Raw genomic sequence first — 24,337 nt, forward strand, 5'->3', positions numbered from 1 at the left:
GGGGACGGCTCAGCCCGTCACCCGAACCGCAGCACCTTCTTGACCAGATGGGTGAAGGAGCCGCGGCTCTTCTTGCGTTCGACGTCGGCCTGGCTTCTGAGCCAGGTCATCTGGACGACGCGCCGCTCGCCGACGAAGGATGTGTGACCGTGCCAGGAGTTGTCGGCGCGACGGAACGCGAAGAGCGAGCCGGTGATCGGGCTGATCTCTTCCTTCATGTTCTCGAAATCGGTGCCGTTGTAGAGCACCCGCAGACGTCCGGCCGGCGAGTCCTGCCAGGCGTCGTTGAGATAGACGAGCAAGGTCGCGATCTTCGACTCGCTGTCGGTGTGGATGCGTCCATCCTTAGCGGCGGAGAGCTTGCGGATCGTGATCATCTTCGGCTTGTCGACGAGGTCGATGTCGAGCTTTTCGGAGACGATTTCGGCCATCTCGCGGCTCTTCATCTCCTCCAGGAGTTTCGCGAAGGTGCCGTGCCGGTTGACGTCCTCTTCGGGGTGGTAGCCGGACTCGCGGATGTCGGGGAAGTCGTTGCGCAGGCCGTCCACCGCACCGGGCAGGATGACATCGCTGGCGATGAGATAGTTGTAGGGCTCGCGTTCAGTTCGCGCTGCGCGGACGGAATCGAGGTTGATACAGGAATACGACGTCGCCATTTCACTGTCCTCCCGTCAGATGTTTCATCTGATTGTGGATTTTTATCACCGGAATTCGGACGCGCGCAATCGCAGGCGATGCTCCGCCGCGCCGGGGTTTCGCCATCTTCGATCGCATGGGGCGCCGCACCCGGTGCCGGCCCCTTTTTCTTCAAAGCCCAGTCAGGAGCTACCGGATGAACATCCACGAATACCAGGGCAAGGCCATTCTGAAAGAGTATGGCGCGCCCGTCTCCGCCGGCTTCCCGGCGTTGACGGTGGCTGAAGCGGTCGAGGCCGCCAGGAAGCTGCCGGGTCCGCTCTATGTCGTGAAGTCGCAGATCCACGCCGGTGGCCGCGGCAAGGGCAAGTTCAAGGAGCTCGGCCCCGACGCGAAGGGCGGCGTGCGCCTGGCCAAGTCGGTCGAGGAAGTCGAGGCCCACGCCAAGGAAATGCTCGGCAACACGCTGGTCACCGTGCAGACCGGCGAAACCGGCAAGCAGGTCAACCGCCTCTATATCGAGGACGGCTCGGACATCGAGAAGGAGTTCTACCTCTCGGCGCTGGTCGACCGCGAGACCTCGCGCATCGCTTTCGTCGTCTCGACCGAAGGCGGCATGGACATCGAGGCCGTCGCCCATGACACGCCCGAGAAGATCGAGACCTTCTCGGTCGATCCCGCGACCGGCATCATGCCGCATCACGGCCGCGCCATGGCGCGCATCCTCGGGCTCTCCGGCGACCTCGCCAAGCAGGCCGGCACCGTGCTCGGCCAGATCTACAACGCGTTCGTGGCCAAGGACATGGACATGTTGGAGATCAACCCGCTGATCGTGACGACCCAGGGCCAGATCAAGTGCCTGGACGCCAAGATCTCGTTCGACTCGAACGCGCTCTATCGCCATCCCGAGATCGTCGCGCTGCGCGATACGACGGAAGAGGACGAAAAGGAGATCGAGGCCTCCAAATACGATCTCGCCTACATCGCSCTCGACGGCRMRATCGGCTGCATGGTCAACGGCGCCGGCCTSGCCATGGCGACGCTCGACATCATCCAGCTCTACGGTGAAAGCCCGGCGAACTTCCTCGATGTCGGCGGCGGCGCCAGCGAAGAGAAGGTGACGGCGGCGTTCAAGATCATCACCGCCGACCCGAAGGTGAAGGGCATCCTCGTCAACATCTTCGGCGGCATCATGAAGTGCGACGTCATCGCGCGCGGCGTCATCGCGGCGGTGAAGGCGGTCGGCCTTCAGGTTCCGCTGGTGGTGCGCCTCGAAGGCACCAATGTCGAGGAAGGCAAGCAGATCATCCGCGAGTCCGGCCTCAACGTCATCCCCGCCGATGACCTCGACGACGCCGCGCAGAAGATCGTCGCCGCGGTCAAGAAGGCCTGAGGAGCAGATATGTCCATCCTGATCGACAAGAACACCAAGGTCATCACCCAGGGCTTCACCGGCAAGAACGGGACCTTCCATTCCGAGCAGGCGATCGCCTATGGCACGCAGATGGTCGGCGGCACCTCGCCGGGCAAGGGCGGCGCGATCCATCTGGGTCTGCCCGTCTTCGACACCGTCGCCGAGGCGAAGGAGAAGACCGGCGCCACCGCTTCGGTCGTCTATGTTCCGCCGCCGGGCGCGGCCGATGCGATCTGCGAGGCGATCGACGCCGAGATCCCGCTGATCATCTGCATCACCGAGGGCATTCCGGTGCTCGACATGGTGCGCGTCAAGCGCTCGCTCTCGGGCTCGAAGTCGCGCCTGATCGGCCCGAACTGCCCCGGTGTCGTCACCGCCGGCCAGTCGAAGATCGGCATCATGCCGGCCAACATCTTCAAGCCGGGCTCGGTCGGCATCGTCTCGCGCTCGGGCACGCTGACCTATGAGGCGGTGTTCCAGACCACGCGCGAAGGCCTCGGCCAGACCACGGCCGTCGGCATCGGCGGCGACCCGGTCAAGGGCACCGAGTTCATCGACATGCTCGAGATGTTCCTTGCGGACGACAAGACCGAGTCGATCGTCATGATCGGCGAGATCGGCGGCTCGGCCGAAGAGGACGCGGCGCAGTTCATCAAGGACGAAGCCAAGCGCGGCCGCAAGAAGCCGATGGTCGGCTTCATCGCCGGCCGCACGGCGCCTCCGGGCCGCCGCATGGGCCATGCCGGTGCGATCATCTCGGGCGGCAAGGGCGGCGCCGAGGACAAGATCGCCGCGATGGAAGCGGCCGGCATCCGGGTCTCGCCCTCGCCGGCGCGCCTTGGAAAGACCTTGGTCGAAGTGTTGAAGGGCTGAGGCGCTGGCGCCTCTCCGGAGCACGTCATGGTCGGGCTTGACCCGACCATGACGTCCCCGAGGAAGCGACGGCAAAACGGCATGAGATGGTCGGCTCAAGGCCGACCATGACGGAAGACCAAATGCTCAGGGCGCAGGCCCGAGCATGACGGCAAGTTGAAGGATGTCCGGGCAAGGGTTCGGACATGTCGCAAGCGGTGAAGGAAGGCAGGAGCATCATGGCTCGCCAGGACATCAACGAGGCTCTCGCACAGACCGGGTTCCTCTACGGCGGCAACGCGGCTTACATCGAGGATCTCTACGCCCGCTACGAGGCCGATCCCAAGTCGGTCGACGAGCAGTGGCAGAGCTTCTTCGGCGCGCTGCAGGACGACAAGCAGTCGGTGCTGGACAACGCCAAGGGCGCCTCCTGGAAGAAGCCGAACTGGCCGGTCGTCGCCAATGGCGAGCTGATCTCGGCGCTCGACGGCAACTGGGCCGTGGTCGAGAAGGTCATCTCCGACAAGCTCGGCGCCAAGGCCAAGGCCGCCGGCACGACGCTCTCCCCCGCCGACGTCCAGCAGGCGACGCGCGATTCCGTGCGCGCGATCATGCTGATCCGCGCCTACCGCATGCGCGGCCATCTCCATGCCAAGCTCGACCCGCTCGGCATCGAGAGCCGCAACGACCCCGAGGAATTGTCGCCGGCCGCCTTCGGCTTCGGCGAGGCCGATCTCGACCGCAAGATCTTCATCGACAACGTGCTCGGCATGGAGTTCGCCACSMTYCGCGAGATGGTCKCGATCCTGCAGCGSACCTATTGCRRCACGRTCGGCATCGAGTTCATGCACATCTCCGAYCCSGAGCAGAAGGCCTGGCTGCAGGAGCGCATCGAGGGGCCGGACAAGGAGATCGCCTTCACCMRSGAAGGCAAGAAGGCGATCCTCAACAAGCTGGTCGAGRCCGAGGGCTTCGAGAAGTTCCTCGACCTGAAGTTCACCGGCACCAAGCGCTTCGGCCTGGACGGCGGCGAGGCGCTGGTTCCGGCGCTGGAGCAGATCATCAAGCGCGGCGGCGCGCTCGGCGTGCGCGACATCGTCTTCGGCATGGCCCATCGCGGCCGCCTCAACGTGCTGACGCAGGTGCTGGGCAAGCCGCATCGCGCGCTGTTCCACGAGTTCAAGGGCGGCTCCTTCGCGCCCGACGACGTCGAGGGCTCGGGCGACGTGAAGTACCATCTCGGTGCCTCCAGCGACCGCGAGTTCGACGGCAACAACGTCCATATCTCGCTGACCGCCAACCCGTCGCATCTCGAGATCGTCGATCCCGTCGTGCTCGGCAAGGTGCGCGCCAAGCAGGATCAGTTCGGCGACGTCGTCGAGCGTTCCAAGGTGCTGCCGCTGCTGATCCATGGCGACGCGGCCTTCGCCGGCCAGGGCGTGGTGGCGGAGTGCCTCGGCCTCTCCGGGCTGAAGGGCCACCGCACCGGCGGCTCGCTGCACTTCRTCATCAACAACCAGATCGGCTTCACCACCTATCCGCGCTATTCGCGCTCCTCGCCCTATCCGTCCGACGTGGCGAAGATGGTCGAGGCGCCGGTCTTCCATGTGAATGGTGACGATCCGGAGGCGGTGGTCTTCGCCGCCAAGATCGCGATCGAGTTCCGGCAGAARTTCCACAAGCCGGTCGTSRTCGACATGTTCTGCTATCGCCGCTTCGGCCATAACGAAGGCGACGAGCCGGGCTTCACCCAGCCGCTGATGTACCGCAAGATCCGCGGCCACAAGACGACGCTGGAGCTTTACGGCGCCAAGCTCGAGGCCGAGGGCGTGGTTCAAGCCGGCGAGCTCGACGAGATGCGCGCCGCCTGGAAGGCGAAGCTGGAGGTCGAGTTCGACGCCGGCCAGGCCTTCAAGCCGAACAAGGCCGACTGGCTCGACGGCCGCTGGGCCGGCATGAAGGCGATCCGYGCCGACGAGGACGAYCCGCGCCGCGGCGCSACCGGCGTKCCGGCSGMGRYGCTGAAGGAGATCACCGAGAAGATCACGGCCGTTCCGGCCGGCTTCAACGTCCACAAGACGATCCAGCGCTTCCTCGACAACCGCAAGAAGGCGGTCGAGAGCGGCGAGGGCATCGACTGGGCGACGGCCGAAGCGCTGGCCTTCGGTTCGCTGCTGCTCGACGGCAATCCGGTGCGCCTCTCCGGCCAGGATTGCGAGCGCGGCACCTTCTCGCAGCRCCATTCGGTGCTGATCGACCAGGAGACGGAAGCCCGCCACACCTCGCTGAACCATATCCGCGAGGACCAGGCCCGCTACGAGGTCATCAACTCGATGCTCTCGGAAGAGGCCGTGCTCGGCTTCGAATACGGCTACACGCTGTCGGAGCCGAACGCGCTGACGATGTGGGAGGCGCAGTTCGGCGACTTCGCCAATGGCGCGCAGGTGGTGTTCGACCAGTTCATCTCGTCCGGCGAGCGCAAATGGCTGCGCATGTCCGGCCTCGTCTGCCTGCTGCCGCATGGCTATGAGGGCCAGGGTCCGGAGCACTCCTCCGCCCGCCTCGAGCGCTTCCTGCAGATGTGCGCCGAGGACAACATGCAGGTGGCGAACTGCTCGACGCCGGCGAGCTATTTCCACATCCTGCGCCGCCAGCTGAAGCGCGACTTCCGCAAGCCGCTGATCCTGATGACGCCGAAGTCGCTGCTGCGCCACAAGCGCGCCGTCTCCGACCTCGCCGACCTCGCCGAGGGCTCGACCTTCCACCGCGTGCTGGCGGATGATGCCGAGCGGGGCAAGTCGACCACCAAGCTGGTCAAGGACTCGAAGATCCGCCGCGTCGTGCTCTGCTCGGGCAAGGTCTATTACGACCTGCTGGAGGAGCGCGAGAAGCGCGGCATCGACGATGTCTACCTGATGCGCGTCGAGCAGCTCTACCCGTTCCCGCTGAAGACGCTGGCGCAGGAGCTGGCGCGCTTCAAGGGCGCCGATGTGGTCTGGTGCCAGGAGGAGCCGAAGAACATGGGCTCCTGGACCTTCGTCGAGCCCTATCTGGAATGGGTGCTGGGCCATGCCGGCTCGAAGTCGAAGCGGCCGCGCTATGTCGGCCGCCCGGCCTCGGCCGCGACGGCGACCGGCCTGATGTCCAAGCATCTCGCCCAGCTCAACGCCTTCCTCGACGAGGCCTTCGCGGCCTGACGACCCTCCCGGCGATGCTTTACGCACTGCCGGATTTCCCTGCCGCATCGGCGTTTCCRCCGGTGCCGACCCGACCGCCAGAGAACGAGACAACAGAGGCCTGACATGGCGACCGAAATCCGCGTACCCACCCTCGGCGAATCCGTTTCCGAGGCGACCATCGGCAAGTGGTTCAAGAAGCCGGGCGAGGCTGTGAAGGCCGACGAGCCTCTCGTCGAACTTGAAACCGACAAGGTGACGCTGGAGGTCAACGCCCCGGCCGCCGGCGTGCTCGGCGAGATCGTCGCCAAGGAAGGCGATACGGTCGGCGTCAGCGCGCTGCTCGGCATGATCGCCGAAGGCGGTGCGGCTGCTGCCGCGCCCGCTCCGAAGAAGGAAGAGAAGCCCGCCGCCGCGCCGGCTCCGGCCGCTGAGGCTCCGAAGGCTGCCGCCACCAAGGCCGCTGATTCCGGCCCGGCCGTGGCGCGGCTGGCCGCCGAGAGCGGCATCGACGCCTCGTCGGTCCAGGCCTCGGGCAAGGATGGCCGCGTCACCAAGGGCGACATGCTTGCGGCGATCGCGACCGGCGCCAGCGCCGCCCCGGCGGCGGCTGCCGCTCCGGTGCAGGTCCGCGCCCCGTCGGCGCCGGACGATGCCTCGCGCGAAGAGCGCGTCAAGATGACGAAGCTGCGCCAGACCATCGCGCGCCGCCTCAAGGAGGCCCAGTCCACCGCCGCGATGCTGACGACCTTCAACGAGGTCGACATGACCAACGTCATGGCGCTGCGCAACCAGTACAAGGATGCCTTCGAGAAGAAGCACGGCGTCAAGCTCGGCTTCATGGGCTTCTTCGTGAAGGCCTGCGTGCAGGCGCTGAAGGAGATCCCGGCCGTCAATGCCGAGATCGACGGCACCGACATCGTCTACAAGAACTACTACCATATCGGCGTCGCCGTCGGCACCGAGAAGGGCCTGGTGGTTCCGGTGGTGCGCGATGCCGACCAGCTCTCCATCGCCGGCGTCGAGAAGAAGATCGGCGAGTTCGGCCGCAAGGCCCGCGACGGCAAGCTCTCGATCGAGGAGATGCAGGGCGGCACCTTCACCATCTCGAATGGCGGCGTCTACGGCTCGCTGATGTCGACCCCGATCCTGAACGCGCCGCAATCGGCGATCCTGGGCATGCACAAGATCCAGGAGCGCCCGATGGTGGTGAACGGCAAGATCGAGGCCCGGCCGATGATGTATCTCGCGGTCAGCTACGACCACCGCATCATCGACGGCAAGGAGGCCGTGACCTTCCTCGTGCGCATCAAGGAAGGCCTGGAGGATCCGGCGCGGCTCGTGCTCGACCTCTGATCGCGTTTCGCGAGGTTCACTTCGACGTCATGCCCGGGCTCGTCCCGGGCATCCACGACTTTTCTGCCGGCCTCCCGAGACGTGGATGGTCGGGACAAGCCCGACCATGACGGGCACTGCGAGGCTATAGAGATGTCCTACGATCTCGTCGTCATCGGAACCGGCCCCGGAGGCTATGTCTGCGCCATCCGCGCCGCCCAGCTCGGCCTCAAGGTCGCGGTGGTCGAGAAGCGCGCCACCCATGGCGGCACCTGCCTGAATGTCGGCTGCATTCCCTCCAAGGCGCTGCTGCACGCTTCCGAGATGTTCGAGGAGGCCGGCCACACCTTCGAGAAGCTCGGCATCGTCGTCGGAAAGCCGAAGCTCGACCTCAAGGCGATGATGGCGCACAAGCAGGAGACCATCGACGCCAACGTCAACGGCGTCGGCTTCCTGCTCAAGAAGAACAAGATCGACGCCTTCCGCGGCACGGCTTCGATTCCCGCCGCCGGCAAGGTCGTCGTCACCGCCGAGGATGGCAAGGCGCAGGAGATCGAGACCAAGAACATCGTCATCGCGACGGGGTCGGAATCGGCGCCGCTGCCGGGCGTGACCATCGACGAGAAGACCGTCGTCACCTCGACCGGCGCGCTCGAAATCGGCTCCGTGCCGAAGGAGCTCGTCGTGGTCGGCGCTGGTGGCGGGCCGATGCTGGCGCACAAGGCCGAGGATGAGGGCGTCGCGGTCGCCGAGATCATCGCCGGCAAGGCCGGCCATGTGAACTACGACGCCATCCCCGGCATCGTCTACACCGCGCCGGAAGTCGCCGCGATCGGCAAGACCGAGGAAGAGCTCAAGGCTGCCGGCGTCGCCTACAAGATCGGAAAGTTCCCGTTCACGGCCAATGGCCGCGCCCGCGCCATCCGCCACACCGAGGGCTTCGTGAAGGTCCTSGCCGAYGCSGCGACCGAYCGYGTGCTCGGCTGCCAYATCATCGGCCCGCATGCCGGSGACCTGATCGCSGAAGTSACSGTGCTGATGGAGTTCGGCGGCTCGTCGGAAGAYCTCGCCCGCACCTGCCACGCGCATCCGACGCTGGCCGAGGCTGTGAAGGAAGCCGCGATGGCGGTGGAGAAGCGCCAGATCCATATGTGATCGGGTTGGCGGGCCGTGCCTCTGGCGCGGCCCTGCTGCAGGAACGAAAAAAGGAGCTGCAGGATTGCAGCTCCTTTTTTTAGGGGCTAACTGAGGAAGGGCCGGGCCGCCCGTGGCGGTCTCGCTGATTGCTGCGCTCAACCTCGTCGGGCGTGGAAGGCCGTCAGCGTGTTCTTGAGCAGGCAGGCGATGGTCATCGGGCCGACRCCGCCGGGGACGGGCGTGATCGCGCCCGCGACCTCTACCGCCTCGGCGAAATCGACATCGCCCGTCAACTTGCCGTCGGGCAGGCGGTTGATGCCGACATCGATCACGGTTGCGCCGGGCTTGATCCAGTCGCCCTTGACCATGCGCGGGCGGCCGACGGCGGCGATGACGATATCGGCGCGCTTCACCACTGCGGGCAGATCGCGCGTGCGCGAATGGGCGATGGTGACCGTGCAATCGGCCTGGAGCAGGAGCTGCGCGACCGGGCGGCCAACCAGTTCCGAGCGGCCGATCACCACCGCTTCGAGCCCCGACAGCGAGGGCAGGGCCTGCTTCAGCAGCAGCATCGAGCCGAGCGGCGTGCAGGGTACGAGGCCGTTCTTGCCGCCGGCGAGCAGGCCGGCATTGATCGGGTGCAGGCCGTCGACATCCTTGGCCGGGTCGATGGCGTCGATGATGCGGCCGGTGTCGATATGCTTCGGCAGGGGCAGCTGGACGAGGATGCCGTCAACGCTGTCATCGGCGTTGAGTTCGGCGAGCTTGGTCAGCAGTTCGGCCTCGGTCGTCTCAGCCGGCAGGCGATGGGCGACCGAGTTCATGCCGACCTCGACGGCGAGCTTCTCCTTCGAGGCGACATAGACTTTGCTCGCCGGGTCCTCGCCGACGAGGACGACATGGAGGCCGGGGACGATGCCGCGCGCTGCCTTGAGTGCGGCGACCTCGCGGGCGATGCCGGCGCGCAATTCCGCTGCTACGGCCTTGCCGTCGATGATGCGTGCCTGTTGCGCCATGATGCGTCCTCCTGCCGGAAGCCGCTCTCATGCGCGATCCCGCCCGCACGGACAAGCCCGGATGCGACGGCTGCGTGGCCTTCTGCGCCATGGGCCCTGCGGCGGTCGCGCTTGCGGGGCACAGGGCGGGCCGATATCCAGTAGCGGAGGGCCGATGCGGGAGGTGCGGAAGTGACGACGGGTTTCGCCACGTTTCCGGATGCATCCGCCTTCCGTCTGCTCAATATGAGCGCGCCGCTTTGCCTGATCGATGGCGGCTCCTTCGCCGCGGATCGTGACGGACTTGCCCGGATCGACCTTGCGATTGCCGATGGCCGGATCGAATCGCTGTTGCCGGCGGGAACCGAGACGCTGAGGGACGATCAGCCGACGCTTGACCTCGAGGGCGGCCTCGTTCTGCCGCGTCTCGTCGACTGCCACACCCATCTCGACAAGGGTCATATCTGGCCGCGCAGTCCCAATCCGGACGGGACGTTTCCGGGCGCGCTCACTGCTGTCGCCAATGACCGCGAGGCCAACTGGTCGGCGCTGGATGTCCGGACGCGCATGGATTTCTCGCTGCGCACGGCCTTCGCCCATGGCACCGCCGCGATCCGGACGCATCTCGATTCGCTCGGCAAACAGATCGGCATCTCCTGGCCGGTCTATGCGGAGATGCGGGAACGCTGGGTCGGGCGCATCGCCTTGCAGGCCTCGCCGCTGTTCGGCGTCGAGCAGGCGCTCGATCCGGCGCATATGGCGGTAGTGATCGCGGCGGTGAAGATGCATGGCGACGGGCTTCTCGGCTGCGTCACCTACATGATCCCGGAGCTCGACCGGGCGCTCGACATCCTGTTCCGGGCGGCGAGCGAGAACGGCTTCGATCTCGATTTCCATGTCGATGAGAGCAACGACCCGGCAGCCCGCTCGCTCGAGCACATCGCCGATGCGGCGCTGCGGCACCGCTTCACCGGCAAGATCCTGTGCGGGCATTGTTGCTCGCTCAGCTTGCAGGCACCGGAGGACGAGGCGCGGATCATCGGCAAGGTGAAGGAGGCCGGCATCGGGGTGGTCTCGCTGCCGCTCTGCAACCTGTATCTGCAGGACCGGCAGGCGGGCCGCACGCCGCGCTGGCGCGGCGTTACGGCGCTGCACGAGCTGAAGGCGGCCGGCGTGCCGGTGATGGTCGCCTCCGACAACACGCGTGATCCGTTCTACGCCTATGGCGATCTCGACCTCGTGGAGGTGCTGCGCGAGGCGACGCGCATCCTTCAGCTCGATCATTCCGGTTCGGACTGGCCTTGCGCCGTGGCACGGACGCCGGCGGCCGTGATGGGGCTTGACGGTGTCGGCGTGCTGGCGGCGGGCGGGCCAGCCGATCTCATCTTGACGCGGGCGCGGAGCTGGACCGAGTTCTTCGCCCGGCCGCAGGGGGACCGCAGCATCCTGGTCGCGGGCAGGGCGATCGACCGGACCCTCCCGGGTTACCGCGAGCTGGATCATCTGATGGGTAGAGCATCATGACGAGCCGCTACGACATCGCGGGGCTGAAAGCCCGCATCAGTGGCGTCCGCACCGAGGAGAACCCGGCGCTGGTGAAGCAGAAGAGCCGCGACTTCTTCTGGTATTCGCCGGTGCTGAAGCGCCAGCTCGATCAGGTCGTGGCCGATATCGTCGTGTCTCCAACGAGCGAGGCGGAGGTCGTTCAGACGCTCGCCGCCTGCCACGCGCTCGGCATCCCGGTGACGCCGCGCGGCACCGGCACCGGCAATTACGGCCAGGCGATGCCGCTTTCCGGCGGCGTGCTGCTCGATCTCGCCGGTTTCAACAAGGTCAAGGAGATCGGCGCCGGCCGCTATGTCGCCGAGCCCGGCGCGATCATGGCTCGGATCGACGACGAGACGCGGGCGCATTCGCGGCAGGAACTCAGGCTGCACCCCTCGACCTATCAGACTGCCTCGATCGGCGGCTTCATCGCCGGCGGCTCCGGCGGCGTCGGCTCGATCAAATGGGGCGGGCTGCGCGACTGGGGCAACATCATCCGGCTCAAGGTCGCGACGATGGAGGCAAGCCCGCGCCTGCTCGAATTCGCGGGCGAGGACCTGCACAAGGTCGCCCATGCCTATGGCACCAACGGCATCATCACCGAGGTCGAGATGCCGCTCGGCCCGGCCTATGATTGGGTCGATGTCATCATCGGCTTCGAAAACCTGCGCGTTGCGACCGAATTCGCCAATGCGGTGGGCGAGCAGGACGGACTCGCGCTCAAGAACCTCAGCGTCTTCGCCGCGCCGGCGCCGCATGATTATTTCCTGCGCCATCGCAAGTTCCTGCCGCGCGACAGCCATCTCGTCGTCGTCATGGCTGCCGATTTCGCCGTCGATGCGCTTTGCGCCTATGCGCGGCGCTTCCGGGGCGCGGAGCTCCTGCTGCGCTCGGACACGCTCTCACCGGAGGATGCCAAGGGGCTGCCGCCGGCCTACGAGCTCGGCTGGAACCACACGACGCTGAGGGCGCTGCGGGTCGACCCCGCGATCACCTATCTGCAGGTGCTCTATCCCTTCCCGGATCAGGTCGAGCTGGTCGAGGCCATCCATCGGCGCTTCGGCGAGGAGCTCGTCGCGCATCTCGAATTCGTGCGCTTCGACGGCAAGATCACCTGTTTCGGCCTGCCGCTATTGCGGTTCATGACGGAGGAGCGGCTGGACGAGATCATCGCCATCCATGAGGAGATGGGCGCACCGATCTTCAACCCGCATCGCTACACGCTGGAGGAGGGCGGCATGAAGCAGACCGACGAGACGCAGCTCGCCTTCAAGCGCGAGGCCGATCCGCAGGGGCTGCTCAACCCCGGCAAGATGATCGCCTGGGAGGACCCGGATTACGACTACCGCTCGGGCAAGACCTTCCTGTTCCGCAGCCTGTCCGAAGCCGGGGCCGGCTGACGATGCGCGTGCTCGTCCTCTTCGCCCATCCCGACCCGGAGAGCTATGGCGCCGCCCTGCACCGGACGGTGGTCGAGGGGCTCAGGCAGGCCGGGCACGAGGTCGATGACTGCGACCTCTATGCCGAGGGGTTCGATCCGGTTCTGAGCCCCGACGAGCGCCGCTTCTATCACGACACAGCCAGCAACAGATCGAACGTTGCCGGCTATGTCGCGCGATTGCAGGCGGCCGACGCGCTGGTGCTGTGCTTTCCGGTCTGGAACTTCGGCTATCCGGCGATCCTGAAGGGGTTCTTCGACCGGGTCTTCCTGCCGGGCGTCTCCTTCGAGCTCGTCGGCGGCAAGGTCGAGCCGGCGCTCGGCAACATTCGCAAACTCGTCGCAGTGACGAGCTATGGAGCCACGCGCTGGACGGCCTTTCTGATGGGAAATCCGCCGCGCAGGCTGGTTTGCCGGGCGTTGCGGGCCGTCTGCCATCCGGCGGTGCGGACACTCTATCTGGCGCATTACGGCATGAATCGCGCCACGCCCGAAAGCCGCGCCGCCTTCCTGCAAAAAGTCGCGGCGAAAGTCGCGGTCTTTTAAGACCGACATGGGATTGTCATCTGTCTGTCATGTTGGCGGGCGAATACGCAGCCGGCGAAGCGTCTTCCTTATCCGCGCAAGGATCCGCCGAAGGATGGCTCCATGACCAAGGCTCTCGAGAAAAGCGTCGGTCGCGCCCTGCTCGTGACGGCGCGGCTGCATCGCTCGCGGATGGGCGAAAAGCTGAACGGGCTCGGCCTCTTCCCCGGGCAGGAGCAGGCGCTGAAGGCGTTGCAGCCGGCACCGATGACGATGGGCGAGCTCGCCTCGCTGCTCAGGGTCAAGCCGCCGACCGTCTCGAAGACGATCGGCCGGCTCTCGCTGCAGGGCCTGGTGACGCGCGAGGGCGGCAATCGGGACGGCAGGCTGGTGCAGGTCGCGCTGACGGAAGCCGGGCAGAAGACGGCGGCCGAGCTCGACGCGGTCTGGAACGATGTCGAGGAGGAGCTGCTCGACAAGCTCGACGGCAAGGAGCGCAAGCAATTGCGCAAGCTGCTGCGCAAGGCGGCCAAGGGCCTCTCCAAGGCCGGCGCCGACCATGACGATCCCGAGATCGATGGTGAAGAGGCCGATAGCGACGCCTGATTGATGCATGGAGCGCATGCGTTCCGGTGCTGGCAGGCCGCCTCAAATCGTTTAAGCCTGATCTCCTCATTCGCTCAGATCATAGCGAGGCGGGCTTGCCTGCGCCTTCCCAGACTGTCGACGAGGCGCGCAGGGCGCGCCTGACGGCCATCGGCCTGATGTGCGCTGCCGTCATCTGCTTCGCTCTGCTCGACACCAACGCGAAATGGCTCGGCCTCCACGGCATGGACCCGCTGCTCGTCGCCTTCGCGCGTTACGGCGTCAGCGTCACGCTGGTCTCCTTCCTGATCAATCCGTGGAGCCATCCCGGCGTGCTCGGGGCCAAGCGGCCCTGGCTGCAATTCTTCCGCTCGCTGATGCTGCTTGCCTCGACGGTGCTGAACTTCTTCGCGCTGCGCTATCTGCAGCTCGCCGAGACGATCTCGATCATGTTCGCGGCGCCCTTCCTGGTCGCGCTGGCGTCGGGGCCGCTGCTCGGCGAATGGCCCGGACCGCGCCGGCTCATGGCCATCGGCATCGGTTTCCTCGGCGTGCTGGTGGTGACGCGCCCGGGCGTGGGCGGAATGCATCCGGCGGCGCTGCTCTCGGTCGCCGRCTGCTTCTGCTACGCCTTCTATGCGCTGTCGACACGGGTGCTGGCGGCCTCCGACTCCTCGGAGACCACGATGGTCTATTCCGGGCTCGCCGGCACGCTGGCGCTGCTGCCGGTCCTGCCTTTCGTCTGGACGACGCCGCAGGAACCTCTCGCCTGGGCGGCGCTGTTCGCGACCGGCTTCTTCGGCGCCGTCGGGCACTGGATGCTGATCCTGGCGCATCGGCTGGCGCCGGCGACGGTGCTGGCGCCCTTCATCTATTCGCAGCTCGTCTGGATGGTGCTGATGGGCTGGCTCGTCTTCGGGCAATTGCCCGATCGCTGGACCTTCATCGGCGGCGGCATCGTCATCGCCTCGGGCCTCTACCTGCTCTATCGCGAGCGGGTGCGGCATGTGCCCGAAGAGGCGAGTTCGGCGCGGCTGGACTGAGAGGCTCCCAGCAACCCTGCTGCGGTGTCCGACTGACGGCGTTTTCTGCGCGTCCGGTGCTCACGTGCGAAGAGGCGACAGGGTGCGGCTAGATCGAGCGCAGCGGGTCGTCATGCTCGGGCTTGACCCGAGCATCTCCCGAGCGAGATTCTCGGGTCTGCGCTTCGCTCCGCCCGACAATGACGAGGCGCGTTCGGACTTCCGCTCAGACCGTGACCTGCGTGCCGACCTCGACGACGCGGCCGGTCGGGATCTGGAAGAAGCTCGTCGCGTCGGTCGCGCTCTTGGTCAGGCTGATGAAGAGATTGTCCTGCCAGACCGGCATGCCCGATTGCGGCGAGGGCTTGATCGAGCGGCGTGAGAGGAAGAACGAGGTCGACATGATGTCGAACTTGAAGCCCTGCTTGCGCAGCATGGCCAGCCCCTTGGGCACGTTCGGGCTCTCCATGTAGCCGTAGACCAGATCGACGCGCCAGAAATCGTCGGTGATGCGGGAGAGGCGCACGCGCTCCTCCTCGGCGACGCGKGGCGTGTCGRCCGAGCGCACGGTCAGGATGACGTTGCGMTCATGCAGCACCTTGTTGTGCTTSAGGTTGTGCAGGAGCGAGGCCGGCGCCGTCTCGGGATCGCTGGTCAGGAAGACCGCCATGCCCTTGACGCGTGCGGGCGGGCTCTTCGACAGCATGCCGACGAGTTCGAGCAGCGGCACATCCGTCTTGCGGGTCTTGTCGAACAGGATCTTGGTGCCGCGCATCCAGGTCCACATCACCACCGTCAGCGCCATGGCGAGCAGCACCGGCACATAGCCGCCATGGAACAGCTTCAGCATGTTGGCCGAGAAGAAGGAGAGGTCGACCAGCAGGAAGGGCAGGATGATCGCCGCGGTGGCCGGCAGGCTCCAGCCCCAGTGGCGCCGGATGACGATCGCCGCGAGCATGGAGGAGACCACCATCGTGCCGAAGACCGAGATGCCGTAGGCGTGTGACAGGCTCGACGAGGTCCGGAACGACCAGACCAGGATCAGGACGACGATGAGCAGCATCAGGTTGACGCGCGGCACGTAGATCTGGCCCGAGGTCTGCTCGGAGGTGTGGCGGATCTCCATGCGCGGCAGCAGCCCCAGCTGGATCGCCTGACGGGTCAGCGAGAAGGCGCCGGTGATCACCGACTGGCTGGCGATGATGGTCGCGACCGTCGCCAGCACGACGAAGGGCAGCAGGAAGCCCTCCGGCGCCAGCCGGTAGAACGGGTTGTCGATGGCGCTCGGGTCGGACAGGATCAGCGCTCCCTGGCCGAGATAGTTGAGCCAGAGCGCCGGGAAGACGACATAGAGCCAGGCGCCACGGATCGGCCCGCGCCCGAAATGACCCATATCGCCATAGAGCGCCTCGGCCCCGGTCACCGCCAGGCAGACCGAGCCGAGCACCGCAAGAGCCACGCCGGCATGGTCGTGGAAGAACATCAGGGCGTAATAGGGGTTGATCGAGCGGAAAATCGTGAGGTCGTCGGCGATGTGGTAGATGCCGAGGCCGGCCAACGTCACGAACCAGATCAGCATGATCGGGCCGAAGAAGGTCGCCACGCGCTGGGTGCCGTGGCTCTGCACGACGAACAGGCCGATCAGGATCGCCGAGGCGATCCACAGGATGTAGTCGTCGAGCACGGGCGTGACCAGCTTGACGCCCTCGACGGCCGAGAGCACCGAAATCGCCGGGGTGATGACGGTGTCGCCATAGAACAGGCCGGCGCCGATCATGCCGAGCAGCAGCGCGGCGCGGCTGCGGTTGCGGCCTAAGGCGCGCTGCGCCAGCGCCACSARYGTSAGGATGCCGCCTTCGCCGTTGTTGTCGGCCCGCATCAGCAGGACGACATATTTCAGCGTCACGACGATGACGAGCGACCAGAGGATCAGGGACAGGACGCCGATGACGACCGTCGGCGGAATGACGACATTCTCCTGCCCGCCGGTGGCCGCCAGCAGGGTTTCGCGCAGCGCGTAGAGCGGGCTCGTGCCGATGTCGCCATAGACGACCCCCAGCGCCCCGAGGGCCAGCGCGGTATAGCCGTGCTTGCCGTGGCCGGGGCCGCCGGCGGCACCATGGCCATCGTCCAGACCGAAACGGGAGTCTTCCGGCCTGACGGTCGAAAGACCCGTTTGTTCATGCCCCATTGGGGATCTCCGCTCGTGCTGCAGTGCAGCGGAAGGCCGGGGCCTCTACCATAACGCAGGCGGCTGGCAAAGGGAGCGGTCAGCCGGCCGCGCCGAGCCCGGAACCGAAGCGGTGGGCGATATAGCTTGCGACCATGGCCTTGAACTCCTCCGCGATGCCGGCGCCCCTGAGGGTCGCAACCTTCTTGCCGTCGACGAAGACGGGGGCCGTCGGCGCCTCGCCGGTGCCCGGCAGCGAGATGCCGATATCGGCATGCTTCGACTCGCCGGGGCCGTTGACGATGCAGCCCATCACCGCGACGTTGAGGTTCTCGACGCCGGGATATTGCGTCTTCCACTCGGGCATGGAGTTCGAGATCCAGTTCTGGATGTCGCGGGCGAGCTCCTGKAACACGGTCGAGGTCGTGCGGCCGCAGCCGGGGCAGGCGGCGACGAGCGGCACGAAGGCCCGGAAGCCCATGGTCTGGAGCAGCTCCTGCGCCGTCTTGACCTCGAGCGTGCGGTCGCCGCCCGGCTCCGGCGTCAGCGAATAGCGGATGGTGTCGCCGATGCCTTCCTGCAGCAGGATGCCGAGCGCGGCCGAGGAGGCGACGATGCCCTTCGAGCCCATGCCGGCCTCGGTCAGGCCGAGATGGATGGCGTAGTTCGCCCGGCTCGCCAGCATGCGATAGACCGTGATCAGGTCCTGCACGCCGGAGACCTTGGCCGAAAGGATGATGTATTCGCGGCCGAGCCCGATCTCCTCGGCGCGCTCGGCCGAGAGCAGGGCCGACTGGACCATGGCCTCGCGCATGATGGCGCGGGCATCGAGCGGGCGGGGCGAACGGGCGTTCTCGTCCATCAGCGCCGTCAGCAGTTCCTGGTCGAGCGAGCCCCAATTGGCGCCGATGCGCACCGGCTTGCCGTGCTTGATCGCCATCTCGACGATCTGGCCGAACTGCTTGTCCTTCTTGTCCTTGAAGCCGACATTGCCCGGATTGATCCGGTATTTCGCCAGCGCCTCGGCACAGGCCGGATGGTCGGCCAGCAGCTTGTGGCCGATATAGTGGAAGTCGCCGACGAGGGGCACGTCGACGCCGATGCGGTCGAGCCTTTCGCGGATCTTCGGCACGGCGGCGGCGGCCTCGTCGCGATCGACCGTGATGCGCACGAGCTCCGAGCCCTGCCGGGCCAGCGCCGCGACCTGCGCGACGGTGGCGGCGATATCGGCCGTGTCGGTATTGGTCATCGACTGGACGACGATCGGCGCGCCGCCGCCGACCGTGACATGGCCGACCTTGACCGGGACGGTGAGCTGGCGGGCCAGCGGGCCTGCGTGTTTCGGCGTCAGATAGGAAAAGGCGCGCTCGTTCATGCGGGCTGCTCTATCACGGGCCGGCGTTCCGGCAATGCTCGCAGCGGCCGACGATCTCGACCATCTGATGCGAGGGCGAGAATTGCCGTGTTTCCGCGATCGCCGCCACCGCTTTCTTCATCGCGGGCGAAGAATCCTCATCGACGCCGCCGCAGACCTCGCAGATCAGGAAGGCGACGACCTCGTTCGCGCCATGGCCGTGCAGGCAGGCGACATAGGCGTTCTTCGAGGAGAGCCGGTGGACGAAGCCCTGCTCGACGAGGAAGTCCAGCGCCCGGTAGATCGAGATCGGCGCCAGCCTGCGCCCGCCTTCCGGCGAGATGCGGTCGGCCAGATCATAGGCGCCGACCGGCCGGTGGTCGGCATGGAGCGCCTCCAGCGCCTTGCGCCGGATCGGGGTGAGGCGCAGGCCGCGTTCCCGGCAGATCCTTTCGGCGCGGGCCAGCGCCTCCGCCGCGTGCTGGCGGTGGTCCACCGCATGGCGGCAGGCTTCGTCGCCATGCGTATGCGACGCATGGTCATGTTCGCCGTGATGATGCGCGTTCGACTGCATTTTCGTCATGTTGCGTTGCAAAGACTCATCGGGCAACGTGCGGCGATATCGTGTCGGTGCATTGCCTCGTTCGAACCCGAACCTAAGCATTTTCTCCCCGATTGTCAGGAGCCTTGACGCTCATGTTCCTCAAAGACCGTACTGCCGCCATTACCGGGTCGACCTCCGGCATCGGGCTCGCCTATGCCCGCGCACTGGCCAAGGAAGGCGCCAATCTCGTCATCAACGGCATCATGCCCCCAGCCGATGCCGAGAAGCTGCGCACCGATCTCGAGCAGGAATTCGGCATCAAGGTGGTGTTCTCGCCCGCCGACATGACCAAGCCCGCCGAGATCGCCGGCTTCATCGCCGAGGGCGAGAAGACCTTCGGCGCCATCGATATCCTGATCAACAATGCCGGCATCCAGTATGTCGCGCCGATCGACGAGTTCCCGCCGGAGAAATGGGATCAGATCATCGCGATCAACCTGTCCTCGGCCTTCCATACGATCCGCGCCGCGCTGCCGAAGATGAAGGAAAAGGGCTGGGGCCGCATCATCAACACCGCTTCGGCGCATGCCTTCGTCGCCTCGCCGTTCAAGAGCGCCTATGTCTCGGCCAAGCACGGCATCGCCGGCCTGACCAAGACGGTGGCGCTCGAGGTCGCGACCAAGGGCATCACCGTCAACGCCATCGCGCCGGGCTATGTCTGGACCCCGCTGGTCGAGAAGCAGATCCCCGACACGATGAAGGCGCGCAACATGACCAAGGAGCAGGTCATCAACGACGTGCTGCTCGACGCCCAGCCGACCAAGGAATTCGTCACGGTCGAGCAGGTGGCGGCGCTCGCCCTGTTCCTCTGCACCGATGCGGCGAAGTCGATCACGGGCGCGACCTTGCCGATCGATGGCGGCTGGACCGCCGCGTGAGCGGGCGCCCGCACCGCCGCTCGGAGCCGGTCAAGGGCCTGGCGGGACCGAAAGCGGAGAAGACCGTCTCGCTCGCCTTGCAGGGTGGTGGCGCGCATGGCGCCTTCACCTGGGGCGTGCTCGACGTCATCCTCGAAGATGGGCGCCTCGGCATCGAGGCGCTGACCGGGACGAGCGCCGGCGCGATGAATGCCGTCGTGCTGGCCGAGGGCTGGCTCGACGGTGGCGCGGACGGTGCCCGCGCCAAGCTCGAAACCTTCTGGCGGGCGATCAGCGTCGACGGCAAATATGGCGGCTCGGAGCGCTCGCTGATCGACACCATGCTCGGCGCCTGGGGCAATAGCACGGGAACACCGCCGGGCATGCTGTTCTTCGAGATGTTTTCGAAGGTGGCGAGCCCCTACGACGTCAATCCGCTCAACATCAATCCGCTGCGGGGCGTCGTCGCCGACCTGATCGATTTCGAGAAGGTCAGGGCGCAGGACGCCGTGAAGCTGTTCATCGCCGCCACCAATGTGCGAACCGGCAAGATCGCGGTGTTCGACGGCGCGCAATTGACGCCGGACCATGTGATGGCCTCGGCCTGCCTGCCGATGGTGTTCCAGGCGGTCGAGATCGATGGCGAGGCCTATTGGGACGGCGGCTATATGGGCAATCCCGCGCTGTTCCCGCTGTTCTACAAGGCGCATTGCGACGACATCCTGCTCGTCCAGATCAACCCGATCCAGCGGCGGGAATTGCCGACCAAGGCACGGGAAATCCAGGACCGGCTGAACGAGATCACCTTCAACGCTTCGCTTTTGCGCGAGCTGAGGGCGATCGATTTCGTCAATCGCCTCATCGACGACGGCAAGCTGCCGCGCGACGAATACAAGCGCGTGCTGATGCATCGCATCGACGGCGGCCCGCCCCTGGCGGAGCTGACCTCCTCCTCCCGGATGAACGCGGAATGGGACTTCCTGCTCCGGCTCAGGGATATGGGCCGGGCGGCGGCGAAGCGCTGGTTGAAACGCAACTACGACGCCATCGGCAAGGTCGGCACGCTCGACCTGAAGGAGGCGATCACCTGAAGGCTCCGGCTGTCCGGACCTTCAGTCCTCATCCTTCGAGACGCCGCTTTGCGGCTCCTCAGGATGAGGGCTCGATGCATTCGCGGATGGCGCACGCAGCGAATTCTTCGCTTTTCGGCCTCGCACCTGTTCCGTCGCCACCGCTTGCGCCAGACTGGCCCGCAATGCCATTCACCGAAACCTCAGGCTCCCTTTCAGAGAGACGATCATCCCATGCAGAAACTGGTCATCACCGCCGGCCCGTACACCTTCGGCGGAAAGTTCGAGCTCGAGGCGGCCCCGAAGACCTGCGCCGCCTTCCTGCGGCATCTGCCCTTCGTCAGCAAGATCGTCCATGTCCGCTGGAGCGGCGAGGGCGTGTGGATGCCGCTCGGCGATCTCGATTTCGGCGTCGGCTACGAGAACAACACCAGCTATCCCGCGCCGGGGCACATCATCCTCTATCCGGGCGGCGTCAGCGAGACCGAGATCCTGCTCGCCTATGGCGGCGTGCAGTTCGCCAGCAAGGCGGGCCAGCTCTCCGGCAACCACTTCATCACCCTGACCGAGGGGCTGGAGAACCTCTACGCGCTCGGCCGCAAGACGCTCTACGAAGGCGCACACGACATCCGCTTCGAACTCGTCGGCTGAGGGCGGTCAGGCCGCCATCGCGGTGGCGGTCGCCGGCTCGCTGTCGAGCCTCACCGTCGTCCCGGGCTTGACCCGGGATCCATGCCGGAGCGCTTCCGGTCGGGGTTCAGGCATGGATCCCGGCTCTCCGCTTCGCTGCGGCCGGGATGACGCTTCAAGCCGCCGTCGAGGTATCCGCCGGCGGTGGCAATTCCGCCCTGGTGTTCGGCTTCTCCCGCATGGCGGGAGCGTCGGCCGGAGGGGCGACATCGGGTCGGGCCTGCGCGTCCGCCGCAGCCTCGCCGTCGCCGCTTCGGGGCGCGCCCGTCGCGGCGTTCAGATTGCCGCACAGCGAGAGCATGGCGCGTGCGATCTCGGCCTCGCCCATGATGGTCAGCGTCGCGCCGCATTTCGTCAGATGCTCGACCTCCGCGTCCGAATGGGCGCGGGCGACGATCGGCAGGGTGGTGTTTTCCGTGCGCGCCTGCTGGCAGACCTGCCCGGCCTCGAAGCTGCCGGGGATGGCGACGAAGAGCCGCGTGGCACGGCCGACCGCGGCAGCGGCCAGCACCTCGGGGTCGGCTGCGTTGCCGATGAGAAGCTCGGCGCCGTCGCGCTTCGCCGTCGCGATGGCGTCCGGGTTGTCCTCGATCACCAGGAGCTTGGCGCCTTGCGCCAGCAGCCCCGCGCCGAGCAGGCTGCCGACGCGGCCATAGCCGACCACTACGATATGGTTCGACAGGCTCGTCGGGATGACGTCGCGCTCCGGTTCCACGGCCGGCGCAGGCTGGGCGGCGGGCGCCGCGGCATGGGCCTCGGGCGCGTCGGCCGCGGGCTTGGGCTTGGCGCCGGTGTCGGCACCGAGCCGGTCGATCAGCGCGAACATCAGCGGGTTGAGCAGGATCGACAGGATCGCGCCGGCGAGGATCAGGTCACGCCCTTGCGACGGCAGGATGCCGAGGCTGGCAGCGAGGCCGGCGAGGATGAAGGAGAATTCGCCGATCTGCGCCAGCGAGGCCGAGATCGTCAGCGCCACCGCGTTCGAGCGGCCGAAGGCGCGCACGATCAGCCAGGCTGCGACCGATTTGCCGATCAGGATGATGGCGAGCGTTCCGAGCAGCGCCCATGGCGCCCGCAGCAGGATGCCGGGGTCGAACAGCATGCCGACCGAGACGAAGAACAGCACGGCGAAGGCGTCCCGCAGCGGCAGCGTCTCCTCGGCGGCGCGCTGGGATAGCGGCGATTCCGAGAGGATCATGCCTGCGAAGAAGGCGCCGAGTGCGAAGGAGACGCCGAACAGCGTCGCCGACAGGAAGGCGACGCCGAGCGCGACCGCCAGCACGGCGAGCCGGAACAACTCGCGGGAGCCGGTATGGGCGACCCAGTGCAGCACCCAGGGAATGACCCTGCGCCCGACGATGAGCATGAAGGCGATGAAGGCGGCGACCTTGGCGACGGTGACGCCGAGCACGCCCCACAGGCCGAGATCGAACTGTGCCGAGAGTGGCGAGGGGCCGCCGGACTGTCCGCCGTTGATCGCACTGGCGACGGCGGGGATCGCGACCAGCGCCAGCACCATCGCGAGATCCTCGACGATCAGCCAGCCGACGGCGATCCTCCCCTTTTCCGTCTGCACCAGCCGGCGCTCCTGCAGCGCGCGCAGCAGCACCACGGTGCTGGCGACCGAGAGCGCGAGGCCGAAGACGAGGCCGGCAACCCAGTTCCAGCCGAGCAGCAGGCCGAGGCCAAGCCCGAGCAGGGTCGCGACCGCGATCTGGGCGATGGCGCCGGGAACGGCGATGGTTTTGACCGACAGCAGATCCTTCAGCGAGAAATGCAGGCCGACGCCGAACATCAGCAGGATCACGCCGATCTCAGCCAGCTCGTTGGCGAGGTTCTGGTCGGCGACGAAGCCCGGCGTGAACGGGCCGGCAGCGACGCCGGCAAGGAGATATCCCACCAGCGGGGAGATGCGCAGTTTCTGGGCGATGGCCCCGAAGACGAAAGCAAGGCCGAGGCCCGCGACAATGATGGCGATCAGCGGGCCGTGATGCATGTCTCTCCCGAAATCCGAACGTAAAAATCAAGCCTGTGGAATGATTTCGAGGATGGGGATTTGCGGCGGCGATTTCAACCGAAAGACGTAGAACCTTTTTGCGTGGGCGGCAGTTTTTTTGGGCGCGGGTCTAAGCGTTCGCCGCGGCGGGAGAGGCCGGCGCGATGCGGGCGGGCGGCGGGGCCGGCCTGGCTCAGGCCCTTGGCTTCTCCAGCAGGATCTGTCCCTGCTTCTCGACGCCGATCTTCAGCTTCTCGGCGAAGACGGCGAGCATCCAGGGCAGCGTCACTTCGACGCGCACCAGGGCGTCCTCGACATCCAGCCGCCCATGGACGGTGTGACCGAGCGCCGCGACGCCGAAATACAGGCTGTCGCCTTCCCAGCGCTCCTCGACGAGCTGCATCTTGACCATGCCGAGCCGGTCGCGGATGCGGTCGATGCCGCCCCGCARGCGATCCAGCGCGGCCGCGCGGCCGAGATCATGCGAGATGGTGATCGAGACAGGCTTCGCCATGGCATTCCGGAAGAGGTTTCAGTTCACGGGGCTTGCCTGCACATGGCAACGGCGCCGGAGGATGTCCAGCGCCGGTGCAGCGATCGGCAGGTTTCCGGGCCCGCGCTTCAGATCCGCGCCAGCCCGTCCGAGGCCAAGAAGGCGGATCAGCTCCGCTCGCTCAGCCGCTTCTGACCTGTTTCGGTGACACGCCAGATCGAGCCGTCGGACTTGACCAGGCCGCGGCCTTCCAGAGCGTGAAGCATGGTTTCATCGAAGATGAAATGCCGGGTTTCTTCCTCGATGCTCTCGAGCGCGATCCATTCGGGATCCGAGAGGATGGAGGGATGCGCGATCTGGAGGTGCTGAACGTGCATAAGCGTCTCCTTCTCGTTTGATRCCCCTGTTGCAGGCTCAGATCGCATCCAATCTTGACGCGGTGA

At 66.5% G+C, this 24,337-nt stretch carries 21 protein-coding genes; 13 read left to right on the forward strand and 8 right to left on the reverse strand.

Features of this window, described 5'->3' with window-relative positions:
* Positions 1–17 precede the first annotated feature (17 nt).
* On the reverse strand, positions 18–656 hold the full coding sequence (locus AB4Y99_RS10340; protein ID WP_038359752.1) for a 2OG-Fe(II) oxygenase family protein: 639 nt from the start codon (positions 654–656) through the stop codon (positions 18–20).
* 176 nt (positions 657–832) lie between these two features.
* On the opposite strand from AB4Y99_RS10340, the gene sucC reads away from it, so the two are divergent.
* The 5 genes from sucC to AB4Y99_RS10365 all read left to right on the forward strand — a co-directional run bounded on the left by sucC (position 833) and on the right by AB4Y99_RS10365 (position 8,568).
* Positions 833–2,029, forward strand: coding sequence for an ADP-forming succinate--CoA ligase subunit beta (gene sucC / locus AB4Y99_RS10345; protein ID WP_441523245.1), 1,197 nt, complete (start codon positions 833–835; stop codon positions 2,027–2,029).
* Between the two features lie 9 nt (positions 2,030–2,038).
* Entirely contained in the window at positions 2,039–2,923 is an 885-nt protein-coding gene (gene sucD, locus AB4Y99_RS10350; RefSeq protein WP_038359746.1) for a succinate--CoA ligase subunit alpha, read from the forward strand.
* A gap of 218 nt (positions 2,924–3,141) precedes the next feature.
* Positions 3,142–6,099 (forward strand): 2-oxoglutarate dehydrogenase E1 component, encoded by a 2,958-nt coding sequence (locus AB4Y99_RS10355; RefSeq protein WP_441523246.1) that lies wholly within the window; start codon positions 3,142–3,144, stop codon positions 6,097–6,099.
* 105 nt (positions 6,100–6,204) lie between these two features.
* Complete coding sequence (gene odhB / locus AB4Y99_RS10360; protein ID WP_441523247.1) at positions 6,205–7,434, forward strand: 2-oxoglutarate dehydrogenase complex dihydrolipoyllysine-residue succinyltransferase; 1,230 nt, start codon at positions 6,205–6,207, stop codon at positions 7,432–7,434.
* Positions 7,435–7,566: 132 nt separating this feature from the next.
* Positions 7,567–8,568, forward strand: coding sequence for an FAD-dependent oxidoreductase (locus AB4Y99_RS10365; protein ID WP_441523248.1), 1,002 nt, complete (start codon positions 7,567–7,569; stop codon positions 8,566–8,568).
* Positions 8,569–8,705: 137 nt separating this feature from the next.
* Here AB4Y99_RS10365 and folD read toward each other — a convergent pair whose 3' ends face one another.
* On the reverse strand, positions 8,706–9,566 hold the full coding sequence (gene folD / locus AB4Y99_RS10370) for a bifunctional methylenetetrahydrofolate dehydrogenase/methenyltetrahydrofolate cyclohydrolase FolD (protein ID WP_441523249.1): 861 nt from the start codon (positions 9,564–9,566) through the stop codon (positions 8,706–8,708).
* A gap of 171 nt (positions 9,567–9,737) precedes the next feature.
* On the opposite strand from folD, the gene AB4Y99_RS10375 reads away from it, so the two are divergent.
* The 5 genes from AB4Y99_RS10375 to AB4Y99_RS10395 all read left to right on the forward strand — a co-directional run bounded on the left by AB4Y99_RS10375 (position 9,738) and on the right by AB4Y99_RS10395 (position 14,681).
* The gene (locus AB4Y99_RS10375) at positions 9,738–11,069 is read left to right on the forward strand and encodes a cytosine deaminase (RefSeq protein ID WP_441523250.1); all 1,332 of its coding nucleotides are present in this window, start codon (positions 9,738–9,740) and stop codon (positions 11,067–11,069) included.
* Entirely contained in the window at positions 11,066–12,490 is a 1,425-nt protein-coding gene (locus AB4Y99_RS10380) for an FAD-binding oxidoreductase (RefSeq protein WP_441523251.1), read from the forward strand. Before AB4Y99_RS10375 ends, AB4Y99_RS10380 begins: the two co-directional genes overlap by 4 nt.
* Positions 12,491–12,492: 2 nt before the next feature.
* Positions 12,493–13,074 (forward strand): NAD(P)H-dependent oxidoreductase, encoded by a 582-nt coding sequence (locus tag AB4Y99_RS10385; protein WP_191125256.1) that lies wholly within the window; start codon positions 12,493–12,495, stop codon positions 13,072–13,074.
* Positions 13,075–13,176: 102 nt separating this feature from the next.
* Positions 13,177–13,659, forward strand: a complete 483-nt coding sequence (locus AB4Y99_RS10390; protein ID WP_038359732.1) for a MarR family winged helix-turn-helix transcriptional regulator — start codon at positions 13,177–13,179, stop codon at positions 13,657–13,659.
* A 95-nt stretch (positions 13,660–13,754) separates the two neighbouring features.
* Positions 13,755–14,681 carry a DMT family transporter gene (locus AB4Y99_RS10395; RefSeq protein ID WP_441523252.1) on the forward strand — a complete coding sequence of 309 codons (927 nt, stop codon included), beginning with the start codon at positions 13,755–13,757 and terminating at the stop codon, positions 14,679–14,681.
* A 205-nt stretch (positions 14,682–14,886) separates the two neighbouring features.
* Here AB4Y99_RS10395 and AB4Y99_RS10400 read toward each other — a convergent pair whose 3' ends face one another.
* From AB4Y99_RS10400 to AB4Y99_RS10410, 3 genes are all read right to left on the reverse strand, one after another.
* The gene (locus AB4Y99_RS10400; RefSeq protein WP_441523253.1) at positions 14,887–16,851 is read right to left on the reverse strand and encodes a potassium transporter Kup; all 1,965 of its coding nucleotides are present in this window, start codon (positions 16,849–16,851) and stop codon (positions 14,887–14,889) included.
* Between the two features lie 79 nt (positions 16,852–16,930).
* Positions 16,931–18,205: a flavodoxin-dependent (E)-4-hydroxy-3-methylbut-2-enyl-diphosphate synthase gene (ispG, locus tag AB4Y99_RS10405; RefSeq protein ID WP_441523254.1), complete on the reverse strand. Its 1,275-nt coding sequence runs from the start codon at positions 18,203–18,205 to the stop codon at positions 16,931–16,933.
* 13 nt (positions 18,206–18,218) lie between these two features.
* The gene (locus AB4Y99_RS10410; RefSeq protein WP_038359728.1) at positions 18,219–18,767 is read right to left on the reverse strand and encodes a Fur family transcriptional regulator; all 549 of its coding nucleotides are present in this window, start codon (positions 18,765–18,767) and stop codon (positions 18,219–18,221) included.
* Between the two features lie 113 nt (positions 18,768–18,880).
* Here AB4Y99_RS10410 and AB4Y99_RS10415 point away from each other — a divergent pair, with 113 nt between their 5' ends.
* The 3 genes from AB4Y99_RS10415 to AB4Y99_RS10425 all read left to right on the forward strand — a co-directional run bounded on the left by AB4Y99_RS10415 (position 18,881) and on the right by AB4Y99_RS10425 (position 21,366).
* A complete protein-coding gene (locus AB4Y99_RS10415; protein ID WP_441523255.1) occupies positions 18,881–19,666 on the forward strand; it encodes a 3-hydroxybutyrate dehydrogenase in 786 nt (261 codons plus the stop codon).
* Positions 19,663–20,736, forward strand: a complete 1,074-nt coding sequence (locus tag AB4Y99_RS10420) for a patatin-like phospholipase family protein (protein WP_051987587.1) — start codon at positions 19,663–19,665, stop codon at positions 20,734–20,736. Before AB4Y99_RS10415 ends, AB4Y99_RS10420 begins: the two co-directional genes overlap by 4 nt.
* Positions 20,737–20,949: 213 nt before the next feature.
* Positions 20,950–21,366 (forward strand): DUF3830 family protein, encoded by a 417-nt coding sequence (locus AB4Y99_RS10425; protein WP_112761495.1) that lies wholly within the window; start codon positions 20,950–20,952, stop codon positions 21,364–21,366.
* A gap of 154 nt (positions 21,367–21,520) precedes the next feature.
* Here AB4Y99_RS10425 and ybaL read toward each other — a convergent pair whose 3' ends face one another.
* The 3 genes from ybaL to AB4Y99_RS10440 form a co-directional block, all read right to left on the reverse strand.
* Positions 21,521–23,401, reverse strand: coding sequence for a YbaL family putative K(+) efflux transporter (gene ybaL / locus AB4Y99_RS10430; RefSeq protein ID WP_441523256.1), 1,881 nt, complete (start codon positions 23,399–23,401; stop codon positions 21,521–21,523).
* 193 nt (positions 23,402–23,594) lie between these two features.
* Complete coding sequence (locus AB4Y99_RS10435; protein ID WP_038359722.1) at positions 23,595–23,915, reverse strand: polyhydroxyalkanoic acid system family protein; 321 nt, start codon at positions 23,913–23,915, stop codon at positions 23,595–23,597.
* A gap of 146 nt (positions 23,916–24,061) precedes the next feature.
* Positions 24,062–24,271 carry a hypothetical protein gene (locus AB4Y99_RS10440; protein WP_038359720.1) on the reverse strand — a complete coding sequence of 70 codons (210 nt, stop codon included), beginning with the start codon at positions 24,269–24,271 and terminating at the stop codon, positions 24,062–24,064.
* Positions 24,272–24,337: the final 66 nt, after the last annotated feature.

The sequence above is a fragment of the Allobosea sp. TAB14 genome, from assembly GCF_052113865.1.
Taxonomy (GTDB): Bacteria; Pseudomonadota; Alphaproteobacteria; order Rhizobiales; family Beijerinckiaceae; genus Allobosea; species Allobosea spartocytisi.

Excerpts from the sequence above, each read along its gene's own strand:
- ybaL (WP_441523256.1), bottom strand. The coding sequence starts at position 23,401 with ATGCATCACGGCCCGCTGATCGCCATCATTGTCGCGGGCCTCGGCCTT.
- odhB (WP_441523247.1), top strand. The coding sequence starts at position 6,205 with ATGGCGACCGAAATCCGCGTACCCACCCTCGGCGAATCCGTTTCCGAG.
- AB4Y99_RS10425 (WP_112761495.1), top strand. The coding sequence starts at position 20,950 with ATGCAGAAACTGGTCATCACCGCCGGCCCGTACACCTTCGGCGGAAAG.
- AB4Y99_RS10410 (WP_038359728.1), bottom strand. The coding sequence starts at position 18,767 with ATGACGAAAATGCAGTCGAACGCGCATCATCACGGCGAACATGACCAT.
- AB4Y99_RS10440 (WP_038359720.1), bottom strand. The coding sequence starts at position 24,271 with ATGCACGTTCAGCACCTCCAGATCGCGCATCCCTCCATCCTCTCGGAT.
- AB4Y99_RS10380 (WP_441523251.1), top strand. The coding sequence starts at position 11,066 with ATGACGAGCCGCTACGACATCGCGGGGCTGAAAGCCCGCATCAGTGGC.
- AB4Y99_RS10390 (WP_038359732.1), top strand. The coding sequence starts at position 13,177 with ATGACCAAGGCTCTCGAGAAAAGCGTCGGTCGCGCCCTGCTCGTGACG.
- AB4Y99_RS10415 (WP_441523255.1), top strand. The coding sequence starts at position 18,881 with ATGTTCCTCAAAGACCGTACTGCCGCCATTACCGGGTCGACCTCCGGC.
- sucD (WP_038359746.1), top strand. The coding sequence starts at position 2,039 with ATGTCCATCCTGATCGACAAGAACACCAAGGTCATCACCCAGGGCTTC.
- AB4Y99_RS10340 (WP_038359752.1), bottom strand. The coding sequence starts at position 656 with ATGGCGACGTCGTATTCCTGTATCAACCTCGATTCCGTCCGCGCAGCG.
- AB4Y99_RS10385 (WP_191125256.1), top strand. The coding sequence starts at position 12,493 with ATGCGCGTGCTCGTCCTCTTCGCCCATCCCGACCCGGAGAGCTATGGC.